At 67.4% G+C, this 20,368-nt stretch carries 19 protein-coding genes; 9 read left to right on the top strand and 10 right to left on the bottom strand.

Translation table 11 applies throughout. The features are described from left to right. Positions 1-78: 78 nt before the first annotated feature. Positions 79-1,728, bottom strand: a complete 1,650-nt coding sequence (locus V5A19_RS05410) for an acetolactate synthase large subunit (RefSeq protein ID WP_332318281.1) — start codon at positions 1,726-1,728, stop codon at positions 79-81. Between the two features lie 205 nt (positions 1,729-1,933). Here V5A19_RS05410 and V5A19_RS05405 point away from each other — a divergent pair, with 205 nt between their 5' ends. After that, on the top strand, positions 1,934-3,040 hold the full coding sequence (locus V5A19_RS05405) for a PQQ-dependent sugar dehydrogenase (RefSeq protein WP_332318282.1): 1,107 nt from the start codon (positions 1,934-1,936) through the stop codon (positions 3,038-3,040). Here V5A19_RS05405 and V5A19_RS05400 read toward each other — a convergent pair. The 4 genes from V5A19_RS05400 to V5A19_RS05385 form a co-directional block, all read right to left on the bottom strand. Then, on the bottom strand, positions 3,037-5,076 hold the full coding sequence (locus V5A19_RS05400; RefSeq protein WP_332318283.1) for a TonB-dependent receptor family protein: 2,040 nt from the start codon (positions 5,074-5,076) through the stop codon (positions 3,037-3,039). The genes V5A19_RS05405 and V5A19_RS05400 overlap by 4 nt on opposite strands. A 40-nt stretch (positions 5,077-5,116) precedes the next feature. Continuing rightward, on the bottom strand, positions 5,117-5,653 hold the full coding sequence (locus V5A19_RS05395) for a YqhA family protein (protein ID WP_332318284.1): 537 nt from the start codon (positions 5,651-5,653) through the stop codon (positions 5,117-5,119). Between the two features lie 152 nt (positions 5,654-5,805). Beyond that, positions 5,806-7,287 carry a protein adenylyltransferase SelO gene (locus V5A19_RS05390; protein WP_443081420.1) on the bottom strand — a complete coding sequence of 494 codons (1,482 nt, stop codon included), beginning with the start codon at positions 7,285-7,287 and terminating at the stop codon, positions 5,806-5,808. Positions 7,288-7,450: 163 nt separating this feature from the next. Next, entirely contained in the window at positions 7,451-9,073 is a 1,623-nt protein-coding gene (locus tag V5A19_RS05385; RefSeq protein ID WP_332318286.1) for an aspartate:alanine exchanger family transporter, read from the bottom strand. Positions 9,074-9,664: 591 nt separating this feature from the next. Between V5A19_RS05385 and V5A19_RS05380 the strand changes: the two genes are divergently transcribed. After that, complete coding sequence (locus V5A19_RS05380) at positions 9,665-9,943, top strand: hypothetical protein (protein ID WP_332318287.1); 279 nt, start codon at positions 9,665-9,667, stop codon at positions 9,941-9,943. Between the two features lie 201 nt (positions 9,944-10,144). Here V5A19_RS05380 and V5A19_RS05375 read toward each other — a convergent pair whose 3' ends face one another. Beyond that, positions 10,145-10,738, bottom strand: a complete 594-nt coding sequence (locus tag V5A19_RS05375) for a MarR family winged helix-turn-helix transcriptional regulator (RefSeq protein ID WP_332318288.1) — start codon at positions 10,736-10,738, stop codon at positions 10,145-10,147. Positions 10,739-10,996: 258 nt separating this feature from the next. Between V5A19_RS05375 and V5A19_RS05370 the strand changes: the two genes are divergently transcribed. Beyond that, the gene (locus V5A19_RS05370) at positions 10,997-11,590 is read left to right on the top strand and encodes a sigma-70 family RNA polymerase sigma factor (protein WP_332318289.1); all 594 of its coding nucleotides are present in this window, start codon (positions 10,997-10,999) and stop codon (positions 11,588-11,590) included. 179 nt (positions 11,591-11,769) lie between these two features. Further along, positions 11,770-12,051 carry a hypothetical protein gene (locus tag V5A19_RS05365; protein WP_332318290.1) on the top strand — a complete coding sequence of 94 codons (282 nt, stop codon included), beginning with the start codon at positions 11,770-11,772 and terminating at the stop codon, positions 12,049-12,051. A 241-nt stretch (positions 12,052-12,292) separates the two neighbouring features. Here V5A19_RS05365 and V5A19_RS05360 read toward each other — a convergent pair whose 3' ends face one another. Both V5A19_RS05360 and V5A19_RS05355 read right to left on the bottom strand, forming a co-directional pair. Beyond that, positions 12,293-12,946 (bottom strand): putative metalloprotease CJM1_0395 family protein, encoded by a 654-nt coding sequence (locus V5A19_RS05360; protein ID WP_332318291.1) that lies wholly within the window; start codon positions 12,944-12,946, stop codon positions 12,293-12,295. A 144-nt stretch (positions 12,947-13,090) separates the two neighbouring features. Continuing rightward, the gene (locus V5A19_RS05355) at positions 13,091-13,549 is read right to left on the bottom strand and encodes a hypothetical protein (RefSeq protein ID WP_332318292.1); all 459 of its coding nucleotides are present in this window, start codon (positions 13,547-13,549) and stop codon (positions 13,091-13,093) included. A gap of 268 nt (positions 13,550-13,817) precedes the next feature. On the opposite strand from V5A19_RS05355, the gene V5A19_RS05350 reads away from it, so the two are divergent. Then, the gene (locus tag V5A19_RS05350) at positions 13,818-14,714 is read left to right on the top strand and encodes a complex I NDUFA9 subunit family protein (RefSeq protein ID WP_332318293.1); all 897 of its coding nucleotides are present in this window, start codon (positions 13,818-13,820) and stop codon (positions 14,712-14,714) included. Positions 14,715-14,934: 220 nt separating this feature from the next. Next, the gene (locus V5A19_RS05345) at positions 14,935-16,101 is read left to right on the top strand and encodes a hypothetical protein (protein WP_332318294.1); all 1,167 of its coding nucleotides are present in this window, start codon (positions 14,935-14,937) and stop codon (positions 16,099-16,101) included. 36 nt (positions 16,102-16,137) lie between these two features. On the opposite strand, the gene V5A19_RS05340 is transcribed toward V5A19_RS05345, so the two are convergent. Continuing rightward, entirely contained in the window at positions 16,138-16,329 is a 192-nt protein-coding gene (locus tag V5A19_RS05340; protein WP_332318295.1) for a hypothetical protein, read from the bottom strand. 75 nt (positions 16,330-16,404) lie between these two features. Between V5A19_RS05340 and V5A19_RS05335 the strand changes: the two genes are divergently transcribed. Together V5A19_RS05335 and V5A19_RS05330 are read left to right on the top strand one after the other, a co-directional pair. Next, complete coding sequence (locus V5A19_RS05335) at positions 16,405-16,836, top strand: diguanylate cyclase domain-containing protein (RefSeq protein ID WP_332318296.1); 432 nt, start codon at positions 16,405-16,407, stop codon at positions 16,834-16,836. Positions 16,837-17,048: 212 nt separating this feature from the next. Further along, entirely contained in the window at positions 17,049-18,119 is a 1,071-nt protein-coding gene (locus V5A19_RS05330; protein ID WP_332318298.1) for a potassium channel family protein, read from the top strand. Between the two features lie 264 nt (positions 18,120-18,383). Here V5A19_RS05330 and V5A19_RS05325 read toward each other — a convergent pair whose 3' ends face one another. After that, entirely contained in the window at positions 18,384-19,070 is a 687-nt protein-coding gene (locus V5A19_RS05325) for a phosphatase PAP2 family protein (protein WP_332318297.1), read from the bottom strand. A 221-nt stretch (positions 19,071-19,291) separates the two neighbouring features. Between V5A19_RS05325 and V5A19_RS05320 the strand changes: the two genes are divergently transcribed. Continuing rightward, positions 19,292-20,197, top strand: coding sequence for a D-hexose-6-phosphate mutarotase (locus V5A19_RS05320; RefSeq protein WP_332327727.1), 906 nt, complete (start codon positions 19,292-19,294; stop codon positions 20,195-20,197). Positions 20,198-20,368 lie beyond the last annotated feature (171 nt).

The following is a 20,368-nucleotide window of genomic DNA, read 5'->3' as shown; positions in this document are numbered from 1 at the left end:
CCTTCCACCCATAAGTCGGGTCGGGCAGGAGCAAGGAGATTAAGGGGGCCAGTCGTACCCAACCCCTGCTCGGAAAGCTCACTCCCCCGTGAAAACCCCCAAACGCTTCGACAGCTTCATGTTCTCGCTGTAGTCTACCGGTATGACCACCAGCGACGGCCCGTCGTGGGCCAGGGCTGCATCCAGGGCCGGACGCAGATCGCGGGCGTTGGCCACGTACTGGCCGTGCCAGCCGAAGCACTGGGCAAGTCCCAGCCATTCGGGGTTGTCGAAGGCCAGGTCGGTATGGCTGCCGAACTGCTCGTCCTGTTTCCAGGCGATGAGGCCGTAGCGGTCGTCCTCCCAAACCAGCATGACGATGTCGGCGCCCAGCCGGCTGGCGGTTTCCATCTCCTGAAGATTCATCAGGAAATCGCCGTCCCCGGCGATGCCCACCACCTTGCGGCCGTCGGCCACCAGGGAGGCACCGATGGCACCCGCCAGGGGCATGCCCATGGAGCAGAAGCCGTTGGGAATCAGGCAGGTATTGGGCGAATGGCAGTGGTAGTGACGGCCCACCCACATCTTGTGGGCGCCCACCCCGGAGAGCACGATGTCCTCGGGCCCGAGGGCCTGGCGCACGTCCCATATCGCCTTCTGGGGCCGAATGGTGCCTTCCGTGTCATCCCCGGCGTGCTCTTCGAGATCGGCCTGCATGCGGGCACGGGCCGCCTTCTGGGCCGTGAAATCGAAGTTGGGCACGCCGTCGCGCTCGAAGCGCCGGTCGAGCTGCCACAAAGCGTGGGCGATGTCGCCCACGAGCTCCACGTGGGGATGATACTCGCGATCGATCTCGGCGGGCTCGAAATCGATGTGGATGATGGTCTCGCCGGCATCCGGATTCCACAACCGGGGCGGGTACTCCACCAGATCGTAGCCCACGGTGATGACCAGGTCCGCGTCCAGGACGGCGTCGGCGACGTGGTCCCACTGGCCCAGACCGATGGTGTAGAGGGCATAGTCGGCGGTGTAGTCCACCGCGCCCTTGCCCATAAAGGTGGTGGTGACGGGGATGCCCGTGCGCTCGGCCAGCCGGCGTAGCTGGTTCGATGCCCGCTTCCGCACCGCGCCGTTGCCGGCGATGATGATCGGCGAAGCGGCGCTGCGGATGAGCTCAAAGGCCTGATCCGCGACCTTGTCATCGGCGCCCGGACGGCGGAAACGGCGCGGCTCCAGGGGCTGCTTGGAGGCCTCCATCTTGGCCACGTCCTCGGCCAGCTCCAGATGCACCGCCCCCGGCTTTTCGCCCCGCGCGGTGCGCACCGCCTTGCGAACCATTTCGGGGATGCTGTCCGGGTGCTGTACCGCCTGTGCCCATTTGGTGATGGGCCGGTACATGCGCACCACATCCATGACCTGATGGCTTTCCTTGTGCTGGCGGGTTGTCGCGCCCTGACCGGTGAGCACCAGCATGGGGGCGTGGTCCATGTTGGCATCGGCGACGCCGGTGGTCAGGTTGGTGGCGCCGGGCCCCAGCGTGCCCAGGCACACCGCCGGGTTCCCGGTCAGCTTGCCGTAGGCCTCGGCCATGAAGGCTGCCCCCTGCTCCTGGCGGGTGAGCACCAGCCTTATCCGCGTGGAGGATGCCAGCGACTGGACAAAGTCGGCATTCTCCTCTCCGGGTACGCCGAAGACGTAGTCGATGCCTTCGCGCTCGAGGGCCTTGACGAGCAGATCCGACGCCTTCATGAGACCTCCGGTTGCCGTCGTTGCACCCTGGGGCGGGTCTCCGCCCCTAATTCCCATTTTGCGCCGCCCCGGCGCCGGTTGACCAGCTGAAACCGGAGAGGCTTGGCTAATGAGGCGGCCCGCTGCCGGCTCTGCTATAATTGCCGGGCGGCGCGCACGCAAGGGCCTTTACGGCCCTTCCCCACCCCTCGGCAAGGAGGCGCCCATGGCGGCCCTGCGCACCTCGCTGATGGCCCTGACGGCCCTGTTCGCCCTGAGCTGCAGCCCGGCCGGCACCCAGGCGGAAGGTGTGGTCCAGGTGACCACGCTGGCCGAAGGCCTCAACCACCCCTGGGCCATGGCCTCCCTGCCCGGCGGCGACCTACTAATCACCGAGCGCTCCGGGGCACTTCTGCGGCTGGATCCGCAAAGCGGCGAGCGCACCGCCATCGGCGGCGTCCCGGAGGTGGACGCCCGCAATCAGGGGGGTCTGCTCGACATCGAGCTGGATTCCGACTTCGCCGACAACCGCCTGGTCTACCTCACCTGGTCCGGCGCCGGCGACGGCGGCAACGCCACCCACCTGGGCCGCGGGCGCCTGGACGGCGATCGCCTGGCGGCCTTCGAGACCCTGTTCGTGGCCACCCCCTTCGTTTCCAGCACCAAGCACTTCGGCTCCCGCATCGTCTTCGACGATGAGGGTTACCTGTGGATGACCGTGGGCGAGCGCGGCGAGCGCGACCGTGCCCAGGACCTGGGCGATCACAACGGCTCGGTGCTGCGGCTGCACCCCGACGGCTCCGTCCCCGCCGACAATCCCTTCACCGACCGCCCCGGCGCCCGCGACGCCATCTTCAGCTACGGCCACCGCAATCCCCAGGGCATGGCCGTCCATCCCGAAACCGGCGAGGTCTGGATCCACGAGCACGGCCCCCGTGGCGGCGACGAGATCAACATCCCCGAGGCCGGCGCCAACTTCGGCTGGCCCAAGCAGACCTACGGCCGGGAGTACCACGGCCCCGCGATCGCACCCGATACCGTCCCCGGACTGGCCGACCCCATCCACCACTGGACGCCGAGCATCGCCCCCTCGGGCATGGCCTTCTACAACGGTCAGCGTTATCCCGAGTGGCGGGGCGACCTTTTCGTGGGGGCCTTGGCCCTGACCCACCTGGCGCGCCTGGAGCTCGACGGTAGGGAGATATCCGCCGAAACGGAGCTGCTGGGCGATCGGGGATGGCGCATCCGGGCCGTGGCCCAGGGGCCAGGCGAGGCGCTCCATGTCCTCACCGACCACAACAACGGCCGGCTGCTGCGGGTGACACCCGACTAGAACCCTAGCTCAACGCCGGCATGGAAGGTCCGCCCAGGGGCTGGCTCGTAATAGGCCGGACCCGTGTTCACCCGCACATTGGCCGGGTAGGTCGCATCGAAGACATTGGCCACGACCCCGAACAGCGTCAGCCGGCGATCCCCGCCCAGGGACCAGCGCCGCCCCGCCCGCAGGTCCACCACGTTGTAAGGATCCGCCTCTTCGCTGTTGGCGTTGTCGGCATAGACCGGCCCCACGTGGCGCAGCGCCACCTCGCCGTAGCCCCGCTCGCCTTCCCTGCGCACCTTCAGATCGCCGTGGTAGGGGGGTAGGCCAGGCAAACGGTTGCCCGCGTAGTCGTTGCCGGCCCGATCCTCGAACTCCGTGAACCGATAGTCCGCCAGCGTCACAGCTCCCTGTAAGGTCCAGCCGACGGCCGGGCTCAAGTCCAGGCCCGCCTCGATACCCTGGCGGCGGGTGCCGGCGGCGTTCTCAAAGAAGGTGCGCCCGCCCTTGTGGAAGGGAACCAGCTCCTCGCGCACCCGCACGGAGAAGGCCGCCAGCTCGTAGCTACCCAGCCCGCCCAGCGGGCCGCGCGCGCCCACTTCGCGGTTGACCGCCTTCTGCGGCTCCAGGGCCGGATTGAAACCGCCGCCTCCGGACGGGTCGGCCAGTTCCACGAAGGTGGGGCTCTCGAAGGCCGTGGCGATATTGGCGTAGAGGGTGTGGGGGCCTAGGGAACGGGTCAAACCCAGGCCGGCGCTGGGCTCGGTAAAGGTGCGGGCACCGGAATCATCGGTGGGAGTGGGCAGGCGATCGTCCACGGCCAGGCGCAACCGGTCCAGACGCAGCCCCAGGGTGACCCCGGTAGCCTCGGTCAGCTCTACCCCCAGCCGGCCAAAGACCCCGGCGGCGATGGCCGTCTGGCGCTCCTCCACCGTCTGGTTCCGGACCACCCGATCCGAGTCCACCACAAAGCGCACCCGATCATCCGCCTGGCGGTCCGCATCGATCCCCACCAGCCCCTTTACCGGCCAACCTGCCCAGTTGGCCCGGTCGGCGTACTCCAGACGGGTGCCGTAGAAGGCGCGTTGGTAGCCCACCCGGTTTTCCGCCCCGGGGTAGACGAACGGCAGCTGCTGCTCGAAGTCCCGCCGACTGGCGAAGGCGCGGGCGGAGAGCTCGCCGGGCAGGGTCGCTGGATCGGTCCAGACGGCGCCGACATCCTGCTGCTCAACCGTCTGTCCGGCGTCCAGGAGGACCGCGTCGGGATCGGCCTGGCTGGGGTTGTCGGCCAACTGCGCCCTGGTCAGGCCGCCGGGGTCCTCCGCGAAGGGGGTGTCCATGGCCCCGGCGATGAGCCGCAGCTCGCGGCCGCCGTCGAACCGCCGGGTAGCGCTGGCTCGGGCCAAGCGTTTTTTGGAGCCGCTCTGCTCGCGGTGGCCGTCCAGGACCTGGGCCGTGCCCGAGAGGTGGAATGCCCATCTTTGCCCCGCCCCGCCGGAGCGCCAGCTAGCCTTGCGGAAGCCGTAAGACCCGGTCTGGACCCGCACCAGGGGGCTGTGCGCCATGGCGAAGCCCTCGGCCGTGCGGATGTCGAGGACGCCGCCGGTGGCGTTGCCGTAGAGCACCGACGCCGGCCCCCGGCGCACTTCCACCGAGGTAACGCTGTCCAGGTCGATGGTGTCCACCTGGGACTGGCCGTCGGGCAGGGTCAGCGGCAAGCCGTCGAGGCGCAGGCGCAGCCCCCGGATGCCAAAGGCGGCCCGGGCACCGAAGCCCCGGGAAGAGATGCGCAGGCCCTGGGCAAAGTTATGCCGGTTCTGGAAGAACACCCCCGGCACGGCTTCCAGGCCCTCGTCCAGGGTCAGGCCACGCCGACCGCGTCGCTCTCCTGCCCCAACGCGGGTAATGGCCGCTGGGGTATCGGCCATCGGCCGCTCCAGCCGCGGGGCGGTAACCGTTACGGGATCCAGGGTCGCCTCCTCGGCGCCGGCCGGGCCCAGGGCCAGGCATCCAATCACAACGGTACCTGCCAATGGTCGGGGCACCATCATCAGCATCTCCCGGCGTTTTGCGAGGCGCGACCAGGCAGCATTACCGCTGCTTGGATTTGGGATCAAGCTCGGCGAGCTTGAGCGCCGCCGCCAGCAGGAAGATGGCCATGGGGAGGATGAGCAGGGTCACCATCTCCTTCAAGTCAAAGTCCAGTCCCTGGGCCAGGAAGGTCTCCACTGCGATGCGCAGGAAGAGCACGAACAGCACCACCAGAATGGCCTCGGCCAGGGTCTGCTTGAGCTGGCCGATGCCCTCCACGTAGAGCCAGCGGGGCACGCCCAGCCCCTCCGCCGGCTGGTCCGGCCGCAGGAAGAGCAGATAAATGCCGAAGGCGAAGTACAGCAGGACGATTGCCATCACGAAGCGGCTCAAGGCCCCGATCAGATGGACGGCACTGGCGTGGCTGGGCGGCAAGGGCCCGGGAGCCGCCTCGATCTGGACCCGGAAAGCCAGGTACGTCTCCTGAAGCCCGATAAAGATCATCAGGAAGGAGCCGAGGGAGGTCCCCAAAACCGCCAGGATCGTAATCCAGCGCGCCCCTATGGCAATCCGCCGCTCGAACGAGGTGGTATCCATCAGGCCCTGCTCCAGGAACCGTGTCTGCCTCGCCGTCAGGCCGCGGCAGAGCGCATGTCTCGCCCCCACCAGGGGACGTATTAGAAGCATGCCACAGTCTTTCGGGCAGCGTCAGGGCTATTCTGCTACAAGCTGTTGGTCACTGCTCGGGTTTAGGTGCCGCAGAAGGTCTGGGTCACCACTTCGTGGGAGGCCGGCGGCGCGGCCAGGTGCTCGTAGCCGGGATGGTCGGCAAAGGGGTCGGTGAGGACGGTGAGCAGTTCGTCGATGGGGGCCAAGTCGCCGTGGTCCATCGCGGCGGTGATGGCCTGTTCCACCCGATGATTGCGGGGGATGTAGGCGGGATTGACGGCGCGCATGGCGTCCCGGCGGGCCGCGTCGTCGCTGCCCTCGGCGGCCAGCCGGCTGCGCCAGGCGATGGCCCAGGCATCGAAAGAGGCGGGGTCGGCGAACAGGGCGCGCACGGCTTCGTCGGCCTCATCCGGTTCGCTGCCGAGCTCGGATAGGCGCCGGAAGGTCAGGGTAAAGTCCGCGCCCTGGGCGGCCATGCGCCCCAGCAGGTCCATGGCCAGGTCCGGATCCGAATCGCGGTCCTCGGTCAGGCCCAGCTTGCGCTGCAGCCCGGCGTGGTAGCTGGCCGAGAAGCGGGGCTCGTAGGCGTCCAAAGCCTCCTTGGCGATGGGCAGGGCCTCGTCCGGATCGTCGGCCAGCAACGGCAGCAGGGTCTCGGCGAAGCGGGCCAGATCCCAGTGGGCGATGGTGGGCTGCTGATCGTAGGCGTAACGGCCGCCGGTATCGATAGAGCTGTAAACGGTAGCCGGGTGGTAGTCGTCCATGAAGGCGCACGGGCCGTAGTCCAGGGTCTCGCCGGACAGGGCAATGTTGTCGGTGTTCATGACGCCGTGGATGAAGCCCACCAGCAGCCAGTCGGCCACCAGGTCGGCGGTGCGGGTCGCCACCGCCTCGATCAGGTCCTTGTAGGGCTGGTCGGACTCAGCCAGCGCCGGGTAGTGGCGCTCGATGACGTAGTCCGCCAGGGCTCGGACGGTGTCGTAGTCACCGCGGCGGAAGAAGTACTCGAAGGTCCCCACCCGCACGTGGCCGGCGGCCATCCGCGTGATCACGCCCCCGGGCTCGACCCGCTGGCGCAGCACCGGGTCGCCGGTGGCCACCATGGCCAGGGCGCGCGTGGTGGGGATGCCCAGACCCGCTATGCCCTCGCTCACCAGGTACTCGCGGATCACCGGGCCCAGGGAGGCGCGGCCGTCGCCGGCGCGGGAGAACGGCGTGCGCCCGGCGCCCTTGAGCTGGAGGTCACGCCGCACCCCCGACCGGTCGGTGACCTCGCCCAGCAGCACCGCCCGGCCGTCGCCGAGCTGGGGCACGAAGTTGCCGAACTGATGCCCCGCATAGGCCAGCGCCAGGGGCTCGGCGCCCTCCGGCACGCGGTTGCCGGCCAGGGCCGCCAGGCCCTCCGGAGCGGCCAGCGCCTCGGGGTCCAGACCCAATTGCTCGGCCAGGGGCCGGTTGATGCGCAGCAACTGGGGCTGGGACACCTCGGTGGGTCCCACCCGGGCGTAGCAGCCCTCGGGCAGGTCCAGGTAGCTGTTGGCCAGGGTCAGGGGCTCGGTAATGGCGGCTGGGGTATCGCTCATGGCTGGCTTTTCTCGACCGGGGATTATGCCGTTTGGACCGGAGCAAAGTCCGACCGTTTCAGTAGGGTTTTGGCGCGCGATTGTGCGGACTTGCGGCGCGGGATTCAACGGGGACCGGCCCAACGTGACCGGCAAGGGGCTCTCAGCCGGTGGCGCCCAGGCTCATCAGCACCAGGTGCATGCCCTGGACCAGGGCGATCACCAGGATCAGGGCCACGGGATACACCGAGGAGTAGGCCACGATGGGCCGCTCGGAGCTGTCCACCTGGCGGATGATGTCCAGGCCGGGGGTGAAGGTCATGCCGCCGCAGATGACGCCGAAGCACTCGCTGACCGGGATCCGGAGCAGGTAGTGGCCGATGAGGAAGCTGCCCGCCATCGGCACCACCGCCAGCAGGACGGCGTAGAAGGCGTAATAGACGGCCTGGAAGTCCAGGGACTCCACGAAGCTCTGACCCGTCTCCAGGCCCACCTGGACGAAGAACAGGGCCAGGCCCAGCTCCTTGAGCACCGCCGTGGCGTTGCGCGGGAAGCGGCCGATGAAGTTGCCGATGCGGCCGAAGTGCCCGAAGATCAGCCCCGCCACCAGGGCGCCGCCGGCGATGCCCAGCGAGAAGGGCCCAAGCCCCGGGATCGGCACCACCAGCCCGCCGATGGCGAAGGCGATGAACAGGATGGCGGCCAGGGAGCCGATGTCCACGCGGCGCTGGACGGTGTGGTGCTCATGGCCCAGGAACAACTCCAGCTGGTCCAGCTGATAGGGCGTGCCCACCGCCATCACCACGTCCCCGTAGGCCAGCGGCTCGTCCTCGCTGGGCACGAACTCCAGGTTGGAGCGTATGACTCGGGTCAGGGTGGCATTGAAGCGCAGACGAAGCCCCAGGTCGCGCGGCGAGCGGTTCAGGACCGAGGTGTTCTCCACCACGATGGAGCGGGTGTCTAGCTCGGAATGCTCGTCGAAGGTCTCGTGGACCTCATCGCCGATGACCTCGCCAACCGCTTGGACGTCCTTGGGCATGCCCTCCAGGCGCAGGATGTCGCCCTTCTGCAGTACGGAGCTTCCGCTGGCAGGGCGCACGGACAGGTCCCTCAGGATGCCGGAGACGACCACCTCGTGCTCGCGGAACAGATCTACGTCCCGCAGCAGTTTGCCGTGGAGGTCCTCGCTATGGAGCTTGAACACCGCCGCATGCAGGCGGGTCCTGGCCTGGACCTCCGCTGCCATCTTGTCCCTAAGCAGGCGCACGGCGATGCTGATGAACAGGATCACCCCGATCAGGCCGAAGGGATAGGCCACCCCGTAGCCGAAGATGACCTCCTCCTCGGCTTGGAACTGGAGCGCGCTGATCAGCGCCGGACTGGAGGTGAAGGAGCCGGCGAACAGTCCCAGCCCTATCCCCACGGGGATGCCGAAAAGGGCGATGATGGCGACGGTGTTGACCCCGGAGATGGCCAGCAGCACCAGGACATTGGTGATGAAGCGCCGGCCGTGCTGCTTGAAGGCCCGGAAGAAGCTGGGTCCGGCCTCCAGGCCCACGCACAGCAGAAACAGGACGATGCCCAGGTCGGCAAGGATGGGAACCGCGTCGAACTGGTAGAAGTAGCCGGCCACCATGGCGACAATCAGCACGCCGCTGGAGCCGAAGCCCACGCCCTTAATGGTCAGGTTTCCGAAGGCGATCCCCAGCAGGACCAACAGGAAAGTGACCACCAGATCGGACTTCTGGAAGAAGATCTCGATGGGGATCAGGTCTGTCTCGGGCATGCGGGGACTTCCCCGGCTGTGGAGGACACCATTCCCAGGCGAGCGGTGGAGACCGGCTAGCCAGCCGTGAGCCGATGGTGCACGCCGCGGCGGGGCCGCGCCAACCCGGTCAGCCCCTCGCTCCGGATCTGACCTGGATTGTCGCTAAACCGCCCGATCGGGATAGCGCCCTGACATAGCAGGATACCCGTCCGCCGCTGTGGTCAGGGATAGGAGTGCTTGGTCCCCGCAACCGGAATGGGCCATACTCGAGACGCCAGGTTCGAGGATCCCCCGGATTAATGACGGCCCGGGACAGCGGAATCCCGGGAGATCGCCGCCCAGCCGGGCAAACACTAAAGAGAACAGAGGTTTGTTTGGGATCCCTACCGGGTCTGGAGGCAAAATGCTTCGGGGACCCCGGCTCGGTTACGCCAACCTGATCGGTTACGGGGCGGCGCGTGTGCGGCGAAACCTGCCCACGGGCCTCACCCAGTCGCTCATGGACTCCGGCCCCGGGCACTCGGCGGGACTTTACTTCTGTTCCTTTTAGCCAAAGGCAGGTAAAGGGAGGGGCCGGCACGCCAATCAGGGGAAAGAGGACACCGCAAAATGGCCACCCATACCGCCTCCGCCGTCAAGCAGAGCCTCGGGCGCGCCCTGCACTACGCCGAGAGCGAGGTCTTCGACACCTTCTACCGCATCTTTTGCGACTGCGATTCCCGGGTCCCCGAACTGTTCGTCAATACCGACTGGCTCGAGCAGAAACGGCTACTCCGGCAGGGCGGGAACCACGTCATCGGGTTCTACGACGGTAGCGTGACCAGCCAGAACGCCCTTGAGCGCATCCGCTACACCCACGGCCGCGACCGGCTCAACATCCCACCGTAACTCTATGACTGTTGGGTGGAAGCCATGATCGAGGCCGCCCGGCAGTATGACCCCGAATTCCATCCCACCCTGGCGCAGCAGTGGCAGGATGTGCTTCGCCACGGCGCCGATTATGTCAAGGTCGGCTACGAGGAATAAAAGGGCCTGGGAAAGCGCCGGCGGGCCAGCTTGATGGCCCTTCGCTCGCCCCCTTTCCCGTGGTTACCCACCGCTGACTCCGCCGCCCCTTTCGCCTCCTTCCGGACCGGAGCCCGCCGGCGCCTCATCCCGAAAGGCGGCGCACAGGGCGGTAAGCTCTTCAGGGAGCACCTGCTCCCCGGTTAGGCGGCAGTAGTAGCAGTCACTTTCGCCGTCCTCATGGGGACATGTTTCCAGGTAGGCGCAATCGGGACAGGTGCCGAAGCGGTCCTTGCCCCCGGCTCCGGCCACCCGGTCCACCAGCTGGTCCAGGCTGGCGTCCAGGCCTCGGCGGGCCTCTTCGGGCAGTGCCGCGATGGCCGTGGCCAGCACCTCCGCCGGATCCTCGGCGAGCTTGGCCCGACCGGACTCGGTAAGGTCGATGTAGGCGCTGCGCTTGTCGGCTGTCACCGTCTCCCGGCAAAGGTAGCCGTGGCGCTCCAGCGCCTTGACGGTCTGCGAGGCAGTCCCGCGCGAGGTCACATTGTAGGCAGCGAATGCCGAGACGGTGCGTGAGAAACGGTTGGCGCTAGCAAAAAAGCGCAGCGCGCTCCACTGGGCCGGGGTCAGGCCATTGCGAGAACCCTCCGGCTCACTCAGGGCAACCAGGTGACGCATCAGGGCCGCCAGGGCTGGCGGGCTGTTTGCCTTTGGAGGTTCCATGAATGAAAAGTATCGCTTTGAAACTATCTTGACAAGTGCTAATCTCTTCGAGATAGTTTTAATGTAAAACTACCTTGGCGGCGAGGCATGGGCCATGCCCAACCAACAGGGCGCCGAAGCGAACTGCGCCTCCCGCCTGGCTTCCGGGAGCCCGCCCCCTTCTACCCGAGGGGCATACCGGACCCGGGGCCGGAGACCAAGAAGGGAACCGTAATGACAGCGCGCTCGCAAACCGAACGCCCGAGCGATAGCCAGCTCATTCTCCGCGCCCAAAACGGCGAGGCGGGAGTCTTTGATCTGCTCGTGCAGCGCTACCGCGGCCGGGTCTATAGGGCGGTAACCCGCATCATTCCCGACCCCGCCACCGCCGAGGACGTGGTCCAGGAAAGCTTCCTCAAGGCCTATCGCTATCTGGGCAAATTCAGAGGCGACAGCGCGTTCTACAGCTGGCTTTACCGGATCGCCATCAACACCGCCAAGAACGACCGCTCTCACAAGGGCCGGCGCCCGGCGAGCGTTGAGTTCGAGGAGACTCCCATGGAGCAGCTCGACAGCACCGGCGTGATGATGGAGCAATCCAACCCTGAGGCACTGGCGCGCTCCCACGAGCTCGGCGACCTGATCGCCGAGACGGTGGCGGAGATGCAGCCCGAGTACCGCCAGGCCCTCCTTCTGAGGGAGCTGGACGGCATGTCGTACGAGGAAATCGCCCATGTCATGGACTGCCCCATCGGCACGGTGCGCTCGCGCATCTTCCGGGCCCGCATGGCCATTAGCGAGCGCCAGGACTCCGCCGAGGCCAGCTGAGCGGAGATTCTGGGCCTTCCGGGCTCTTCCGCTCCCCCCGTCCCGGAACCAGGCACCCTCCGCCGGTAACTCGCCGCGGGTTTCGGCAATTCAGGTTCTCCGGACGACCCCACAAGCCGGCCGTTTTTGGGTAGGGTAGCGCCCTCCGTTACAACCCCACCGACCGCCCGGGGAAGACCATGCACCTACCCGTCGTTCACGCCATGATCCAGGACGACGATGTCTGCTTCGCGGTGATATCGGTCAAGGACGGAACCATCGTCGATCCGGACAGCGCCGAGAAGCTCGTGGAGACGCTCCAGACCGCCTACCAATGCCCCGTGGTTCTGATGGGCGAAGCCAGCCACAAGCTCTTGGGGCGCCAGGACCTCATCGATTTCCTGGACCAGTACACCCCCACCGACCTGCCATGGACGGAAAGCGCCGTGGATATCCCCGACCCCTCCGATCGCCCGAGCTAGCCCCGCCCCAATCCCCACACAGCCGGCCTTCCTCCGGTCGATCGAGCCCAGAAAGTCCCGCTACCAACCTTAATGCGGGGATACCACCGGATCCCGGTCGCCACGAAAACGGACACCGGGCCAAAAATAGGACCCTTGACCCCCTGGGCCCTATGGCAGGGAAACGGACCGGCAAGGCATGGAACGGGCTCGAGCGCCGGCTAAGCGGGGCGCCCAGATCGGCGGGGGAGACAAGAAGGATTCAGATCATGCGGTCGAGCCGGCGCCCGCTGCGGTCGGCGGAATCGCCTTCGGCCGCCCGGCGATAGGCCGAGTCGGAGCGATTCGCCTCACCGGCGCCGCCGCCCCCTTCCTGCTGGAGCTCGGCCCGGGCCCCGGCGGCCATGGCCCGAGCTTGGGCCGCGACCCGGAGGTCCTGGCTGGAGGGCTCAGCGGGGGCCAGGGCCGACTGGACCAAGGTTTCGGCCTTGTGTAGGGCTTTGTCCGGATCCTCCGGGCGGGATGTGTCCAGCTGGACCTCGCCACCCACCGCGTAGAACCGGTTATCGGGTCCCTGCCGAAATTGGAGCTGAGCCCCGCCCTCGGCGTAGGGGCCGGCGGTGGCCAGATGCGCCGCCTCGTGGGAGCGAACCTCCCGATCCCGAGCCTGGAGCTCACGGGCCCGCTGCTGTTCCTGGGTATCGGGGTGGGCGTTGGATTCGGTCTGCCGGTTCGGGGGAGAGCGCCAGGAGCCCTCGGGGCCGTCTTGCGGGGTGGTCGCTCGGCCGGTTTCGGCGGGACGCGCCTGGTCGCCGCCGCTGACACCATTGGGAGCACCGGAACGCGGGGGGAGCCAAGCCCCGCTCTGGGCCGCAGGGCGGGGAAATTGGCTCGGATTATAGATGGACAAGTCCATTGCCCACCCCCTTTGCCCCTAAACTGGTAGTTGAGGAACTATATCAGACCCCCTTGGGGTTGTTGCACAGCCCGGGACTATTCCAACCATTCGGCCTTCATCCGGGAGAGTCGGCAAGGCAGGCCCTGACACCCTACCCCGCCACTAGCGTTGGAAACGACCGGATAGGAAGGCTTCGGCCGGGACCTCGCTAAGGGCCTCCTGGAAGCGCTGCATGGCCTCCAACCGGTTCTGCTGGATTTCCAGGCGCAGGCCCAAGATATCGCTGAAGAGGTCCTTCACCACTTTGCGCCTAGGCCGGGCCCGGGCCAGCTCGGAGCGCAACTGCAGGCGCTTATCCTGAAGCTCCACCCTAAGAGAGGCGCGATTTGTGGCGAAATCCCTGACAATCCCGCTCAGGCGGCGGCGATAGGGGGAGTCGACGCCCATGACATTGGGGCTGAGCCGGGGGGTAGTGGCGGGGTTAGAGCCATAACCCCAGCTACTCGGCCACGCCCCCTTGCCGCTGGCCCATAAAGGCGCCTGCGCCGCCGCCGGCCCCACCAGGCTGAAGAAGGTAACGGAAGCGCCAAGCAAGGCTCCTAAAAGGCTACGTATGGTCATGGCCCTTCTCTCCGGCAGATTTCCCCGATCAGGAAAGCACACCCAACCCAGGGCCAGTCTGGCGTATTCGCGGCCTTGCGACTACCGGTTAGCGCCGCCTGGGGGCGCGGCTCCGCGGTCTATCGGACGGCACTTGGGAATGGGGCTAAGGCCCAATCCGTTTATCCCTGCCAGGACAAGCCCGTGCCGCTATCCTTGCAGTCGGCAACCTCGCGTTGAATGCTGGTTGAAAGGCATTCAGGGAACTGCGTTCCTGGAGGAATCCATCTTGGCAGGCGAACGGGTAACCGTATTCGGAGGAACCGGTTTCCTGGGGAGACGGGTGGTCCGGCGACTGGCCGGGGAAGGCTGGCGGGTCCGGGTGGCCGCCCAGCACCCGGCCGTCCCCGACGGCGCCGACCCGACCCGGACCGAGCCGGTCCGGGCCGACATCCGCCAGGAGCGCGAGGTGGCGGAAGCCCTGGAAGGCGCCGACGCCGCGGTGAATGTGGTGAGCCTGTACGTGGAGCAGGGGAGCACCACTTTCCAGGCCATACACGTGGACGGCGCCGCGCGGGTGGCCCGTCGGGCCCGGGAGGCCGGGGTGGCCCGCCTGGCCCATGTCTCCGGCATCGGCTCGGATCCCGACGCCGGCTCGCCCTATGTGGCCGCCCGCGGCCGGAGCGAGCTGGCGGTCCGTGACGCCTTCCCTGGCGCCAACCTCCTCCGCCCCAGCGTCCTGTTCGGACCCGACGACGCCTTCCTGCGCAACCTGGCGGCGATCACCCGGCTGCCGGTGGTGCCGCTCTTCGGGCGGGGCCGAACCCGGCTCCAGCCCGTGTACGTCGGGGACGTGGCCACCGCCTTCGCGCGGCTGCTGGGGGACCCCGGGACCGCCGGCCGGACCCACGAGCTCGGCGGCGGGGCGGTCTATACCTACCGCGAGATCCTGGAGCTGATCCTGGCCCACCAGGGCCGTCGGCGCCCCCTGCTGCCCGTGCCCTTTGCCGCCTGGCGCACCCTGGCCGCACTGGCCGGACTCCTCCCCGACCCCCCGCTCACCACAGACCAGGTCGCCCTCATGGCCACTGACAATGTCGTCACCCCGGGGGCCGCGACCTTCACCGACCTCGGCATGGAGCCGGCCGCCCTGGCGGAACGACTGGGGGAATGCCTTCCCGCATGACTTCCCCCCTCAAGACTCCGGCAACCCGTTGTGCCTCAGATGCCACTCGTGACGAGTCAAGGACCGAACCCCCAGGGGCAGCTTGGTACGGGCTCCGAGCCATCTCACCCTCCCGTAAGGGGTGGGGGCGCCGGTCCGGGCCAGAGCGGATGGTAGAGTGGGTCTCGGTACCCCGTGGTCACGGGTGGACTCGACGGCCCCAAGCGATAAGGAGGCTTCCATGCAGCGCGGCCCCCGCGAGATCGTTACCCCTTACCGGCCCATCCCGCTGGATGTCCCCGAGGGCATGGCGCTCAACGAGTTCTTCAACAGCGCCGAGAACTTCAACGATCTGGTGAACAATAACGGGCTGCTGTCGAATCCCGAGAACCTGCTCCTCTATCGCAAGGCGCTGGGCCATAGCAACGAATTCGATGCCTCCATCATCTACAACACCTCCAAGTCGATCCTCGACCCCTTGGGGCGGCCCGTGCGCCGGACGCAGGTGCCGGAGCCCGTCAAGCGGGTCTGGAACCGGATGAATCAGACCATCATCGCCTACATGCTGGAGCAGTATCCGGATCCGGAGAAGCATCTGGTTCTGTCCGGCGAGGCCAGTCTGGACGCCACCTGGCCGCTCACCGCCCCCGGTGTGCCCAGCATCCGCATGCTGCACAACCACTTCATGGTCTTCCCCCTGGACGACCTGCGCCACGCGGATCTCGCCGACCCGAGCAACCCCAATCTCACCGACGGCGGCCAGCACTCCCTGTTCGAACAGTACATGCACGACGTCTACCGGGCGTTCATCCACACGGCCCTGGACCTGGAAGTGCTGCGGCCGGTCAGCGACGACTCGGCGCGGGTGGACCTGACCGGCTACCCCCAGGGCCTGCCGAGCTGGGAGATCCCGGGCGGGGCGGCCCAGCTCCGGGACCCCCGCTTCTGGCAGGAATACGACGAGGTGCTAAAGGGCTTCCTCGACTTCTATCGCAGCTTCTTCGCCCAGGTCTCCACCCGCAACGCCCCCATGCTGGACGACCTCTATTTCCCCGAGGCAGTGGAGCGCGTGCTGCTGTTCAACAACGATTTCATGAAAACCGCAAAGAAGGTGCGCGACCACTGCCTCCACAACGCCAAGGCGGCCAACGCCATCCGCTGGCAGCCCGCCTTCAAGCAGCTCATCTACCGCAATCAGGAAGGCAAGCTGATCGTCACCATCTCCCAGAACTCCATCGGCAACGCCATCACCGAGCTCCTCGGCGTGGTGGTCAGCCGCGTCCCCGATGAACCCGCCTACGAAGAGCGCGAGCCCGAGCTCCTCGCGCACCTGCTGGAAGTTCGCCGGCGGCTCATCGAGGCCGATCTGGGCGAGGGCCTCGGCACGCCCTACTGGCCGGCGGAGTAGGTTGCCAGACACCGACCCTCCTGGATCCCGCGGTATTCATGAGTGGCCAGCTACCCCCTTCCACCGCCGAGTAATTGGAGACCCCAAAAGGACGTCGGCGGAGCCGGCGCGCTCTAGGACCTCGCGGACCAGGACGAGACCGCCATCGCTGCTTTGGTTGTCCTCGCGGGCTTCGACGATGAGGGACCGGTTGAACGAAGGCCGAAAGGTGGCTACCGTTTCACCCATGGCGTGAGGCTTCTCCTTTGTTTTAATGGCTTGTAAACCACTAATTATTAAGGAATAAGCCCTCACGCCATAGTTTTGTCTAGGGTTTCCGGTGAATTAGCCCGGTTCAAGCACTTCAACGATACCTGCGGCCACGAGACCGGCGACACCATCCTGCGGCAGCTGGGCGGTCTGCTGGGGGCCAGCCTGCGCCGGGAGGACAGCGCCTTCCGCTACGGCGGCGAGGAGCTCACCGTGACCATCCCCGAGGCTGACGAAGCCGGACTGCGCCGGGGGGGGCGCGAGCTGATCCGCTCCCGCGTGGCGGAGGAGGTCGCCCCCGCTGTGGACGCCGATCTGGCCGAGCCCGTCACCGTCTCCATCGGCGGAGCCCTCTTCCCCGACACCGGCCGGGACCCGCACAGCCTCCTAGCCGCCGCCGACGAGGCCCTCTACCAGGCCAAGCTCGAGAGCCGGAACCGAATGGTCTGTGCGGCGGATGGAGAGCGGAGCACTTCCAGCTCGTAATCGTGCCGGGACCCCATCCAGCAATTCGGCAGGGTTACGAAACAGGGGACCGGAGCCAAGGCGGCACCGCGATGTGGTCGCCGAGGCTCGTTACCTCCTGCGCCTAGCGCAGGCAATACCCATCATCGGTATGGCAAAACGCATGGCCTGTGGCCTTACCCTGGTGGGCCAGCCCACCGGTCAAGGGAGCTCAAGGAAGGCTCTTGTTTTTCGTGGTTCTCCGCATCTGGCGAGCGCTGCTTCGGTCCATCCGGGTAAAACCGGGGCGGTCGGCGGTAGCCGTATCGGTCCTGATGGTGGCCGCCTTGCTGATCAACGCCCTGGCTTTCTGGTGGTTCGACGGGCAACAGGACCCGGGAATAAGCTTTGGGGATGCCGTTTGGTACAGCCTGATTTCCATCACCACCATCGGTTACGGCGATTTCAGCGCGACCACCTGGCCGGCGCGGCTGGCGACGGCCATCGCGATCGTGTTCATCGGGCTGCCCGTGTTCGGGGCCTTCTTGGGCCTCATCGCGGACCGGGTGGTCGCCCATCACGAAAAGGAACGGCAAGGCATGCTGCCGGTGGATGAACGCGACCACGTGCTGATCCTGAACTTCCCGTCGGCCAAACGGGTCCAGGACATCGCTTCCGAGTTTCGGGCGGATGCCGCCCACAGCCAGCGGTCGATCTTCCTGGTAACGGACCGGGTGGCGAGCAACCCCCTCTCCGAGGAGGCGATCGGGTTCGTCCAGGGCTCCCCCATCGATGAGGACGTCCTCCAGCGCGCCAACATCGACCAAGCCGCCACCGTCATCGTGCTCGCTCCGGACTACGGCTCCGCGGAGAGCGATTCCCAGGTCGCGGCCGCCGTCACGCTGGTGGAGGCCCTCAAGCCGGAGGCCCGCACCGTCGCCGAGTGCCTCGATGAGCGCCACCGCTTCCTGTTCGCCAGCGCCAACACGGATGCGGTGATTTTTCCGCTGCGGATGGCCAATAACGCCATCGTACAGGTCTCCCAGGACCCCGGTGTCGGCAAGTACCTCGATCAGGTCCTGGCCAACTCCCAGGCCGAGTCGCTGTACAGCACCGTCGTCCCCGATGGCCCGTGGGCAGGCAGGACCTATCTCGATCTGGCCCGGTACCTGCTCGATCAAAACGTCGTAATGCAGGCGGTCATGCAGGGCAGCGAGGTCACCATGAATCTGGGCGCAGAAACCGTACAGCCTGGCGACCGCATCATCTATTACAGCCGTCACCGACTGTCGCAGGAGGCTTTACTGCCCGGGGCAAGCGACTAGACAGGGCCCGGGCTGGGGCTGATCAACCCCAACCTGCAGCGCTTCAGCACCATCTACAACACCCTGGCTCCCGGCACCGCCCTCGACGGCGTGGTGCGGCGGGCGGACGACCCGGGATGACGCCGGCGCCCGGCGAGTGTCGGCGAGCCTGCGGTAGTCGTTGGCGCACACCGGCATGACCTTGCCGTCCGGGGCCATGGCGGGGGCATTGACAGCGGCTTCCCAGCGGGCCGGGAAGGCTTCAGGGCTCCGAGCGGGGATCCCTTATACGGGCTCAGCCCCCCGCTTCCGCAACCGGCCGGCCACCAGCCAGCAAAGGAGGGCCCAGGCCAGGCCCAGGCTCCAGCCGCCCAGCACGTCCGTGGGCCAGTGCACCCCGAGATAGACCCGGCTGATTCCTACAAGGCCCGTCACCAGCACGGCCACGGCAAGCAGATAGACCTTCACCCGCAACCCTTCCTGGCTCTGGGCCAGGATCGCCGCCAGGGTGAGGTAGACCACCGCGGACAGCATGGCATGCCCGCTCGGGAAGCTGGCCGTGACCACCTCCGTGGCGTGCAGGGCGGGATCCGGCCGATCCCGGCCGAAGGCCAGCTTGAGCAGGGTGCTCAGGACCGCGCCCCCGCCCACAGCCACCGCCACCAGGCACGCCTCCACCCGCCGGCGGACCAGGACCAGGAACCCGACCACCGCGCCGGTGATCAAGGCCAGAACCACCACGCCGCCCAGGCTGGTGATGTCCTGGGCCACCGCTTCCAGCCAGGCGGGGCCGAGGGGATCGGAGGGAGCCGCTGCGCTGCGCAGGGACAACAGCACAAGGCGATCATAGGGCCGGGCTTCCCCCTCCCGCACCTCATCCGCTACCTCGGCGAAGACCCACAGACCTACCAGTGCCAGTATCAGGGCCAAAAGGGGCCTCGACCTCTCCAGGGGGGCGAGCAGACCGCTCATGCCCCGCTTGCATCCTTGGCTCCCGTTTCCCCGCGCTGGCATATGCGCCTGCCCCTGTTATTCCGTGCCTATCCGCCCTAACCCGGGCGGCTGGGCGGCCATTCCTGGCCCGGCCCCGCCTCAGCCGGTATCCTTGGCCGCTCCACGCCGGGGCCCGGGTCCGCCCTTTTCCCCTGCCCAGCGCCGTTCTGCCGGCCCAATCCCAAGCCAGGAGCCCACCCGTGATCGACGACCTCAACCAGCGATTCAGCCACCCCGACGTGCGCTTCTACCAGCACGACCAGCTGGTGATGGTGGAGCTGAGCAACGACCACGGCACCGCCACCCTCACCCCCTTCGGCGCCACCCTGCTCAGCTACGTCCCCCGCGGCGGCGAGGAGGTCATCTGGGTGAGCGAGACCGCCCGCTACGACGGCGCCAAGCCGGTGCGCGGCGGCGTCCCGGTGTGCTGGCCCTGGTTCGGCCCCCACGATCCCGAGCAGATAGGCACCGACCCCACCGACGCCAACAAGAAGGCCCACGGCATTGCCCGCTACGAGACCTGGGAGGTGGAATCGGTGCGCTCGGTGGACGCCGGCACCGAGGTCACCTTCCGCCTCGAGCCCAACGAGGCTATCCGCCAGGCGTGGCCCCACGACTTCCTGCTGCGCCTGGTGGTGACCCTGGGCGAGCGCCTGGAGATGGCGCTGATCGGCGAGAACCGCAGCGACCGCGACTGGATGGTCTCCGAGGCCCTGCACACCTACTTCCGCGTGGCCGAGGCCCCGGGCATGCAGGTGGACGGGCTGGAAGGCCACGCCTACGCCGACCGGGTCGCCGACGCCCGCCGCACCCAGGAGGGCCCGCTGCAGGTGGCCACGCCCATGGACTGCGTCTACCTCCACCACGAGGGCGCCGCCACCCTCCACGACGCCGGCAACGGCCGCCAGATCGCGGTAGCGAAGGCCGGCAGCGCCAGCACCATCGTCTGGAACCCGGGCCTGGAAGGCGCCCAGGGCTTCGGCGACATGCCCGACGAGGACTACGTCCACATGGTCTGCGTCGAGGCCGGCAACGCCCTGGACGACGCCTACACCCTCCCCGCCGGCGCCAACCACACCCTGAAGGCGTGGATCGGGGTGCGCTGACCGGGGAAGGGGACGACCCCTTACCTGGGGCGCCGGACAACCGAAACGGCTGGCTTACAGGGCGGCCTCAGCCAGGCAGAAGACAAACAGAGACAAGGCCACACCCCTTTTACAGAGTGGGTGTCCTTTTGGTTGTAATCGATGGCGGATGGCGAAATCGGAGCCAGGCAG

This window comes from Thiohalorhabdus sp., assembly GCF_036628635.1.
Classification (GTDB): Bacteria; Pseudomonadota; Gammaproteobacteria; order Thiohalorhabdales; family Thiohalorhabdaceae; genus Thiohalorhabdus.
The sequence above is the reverse complement of the archived record's forward strand: the minus strand, read 5'-3'. Positions and strand labels throughout refer to the sequence as shown.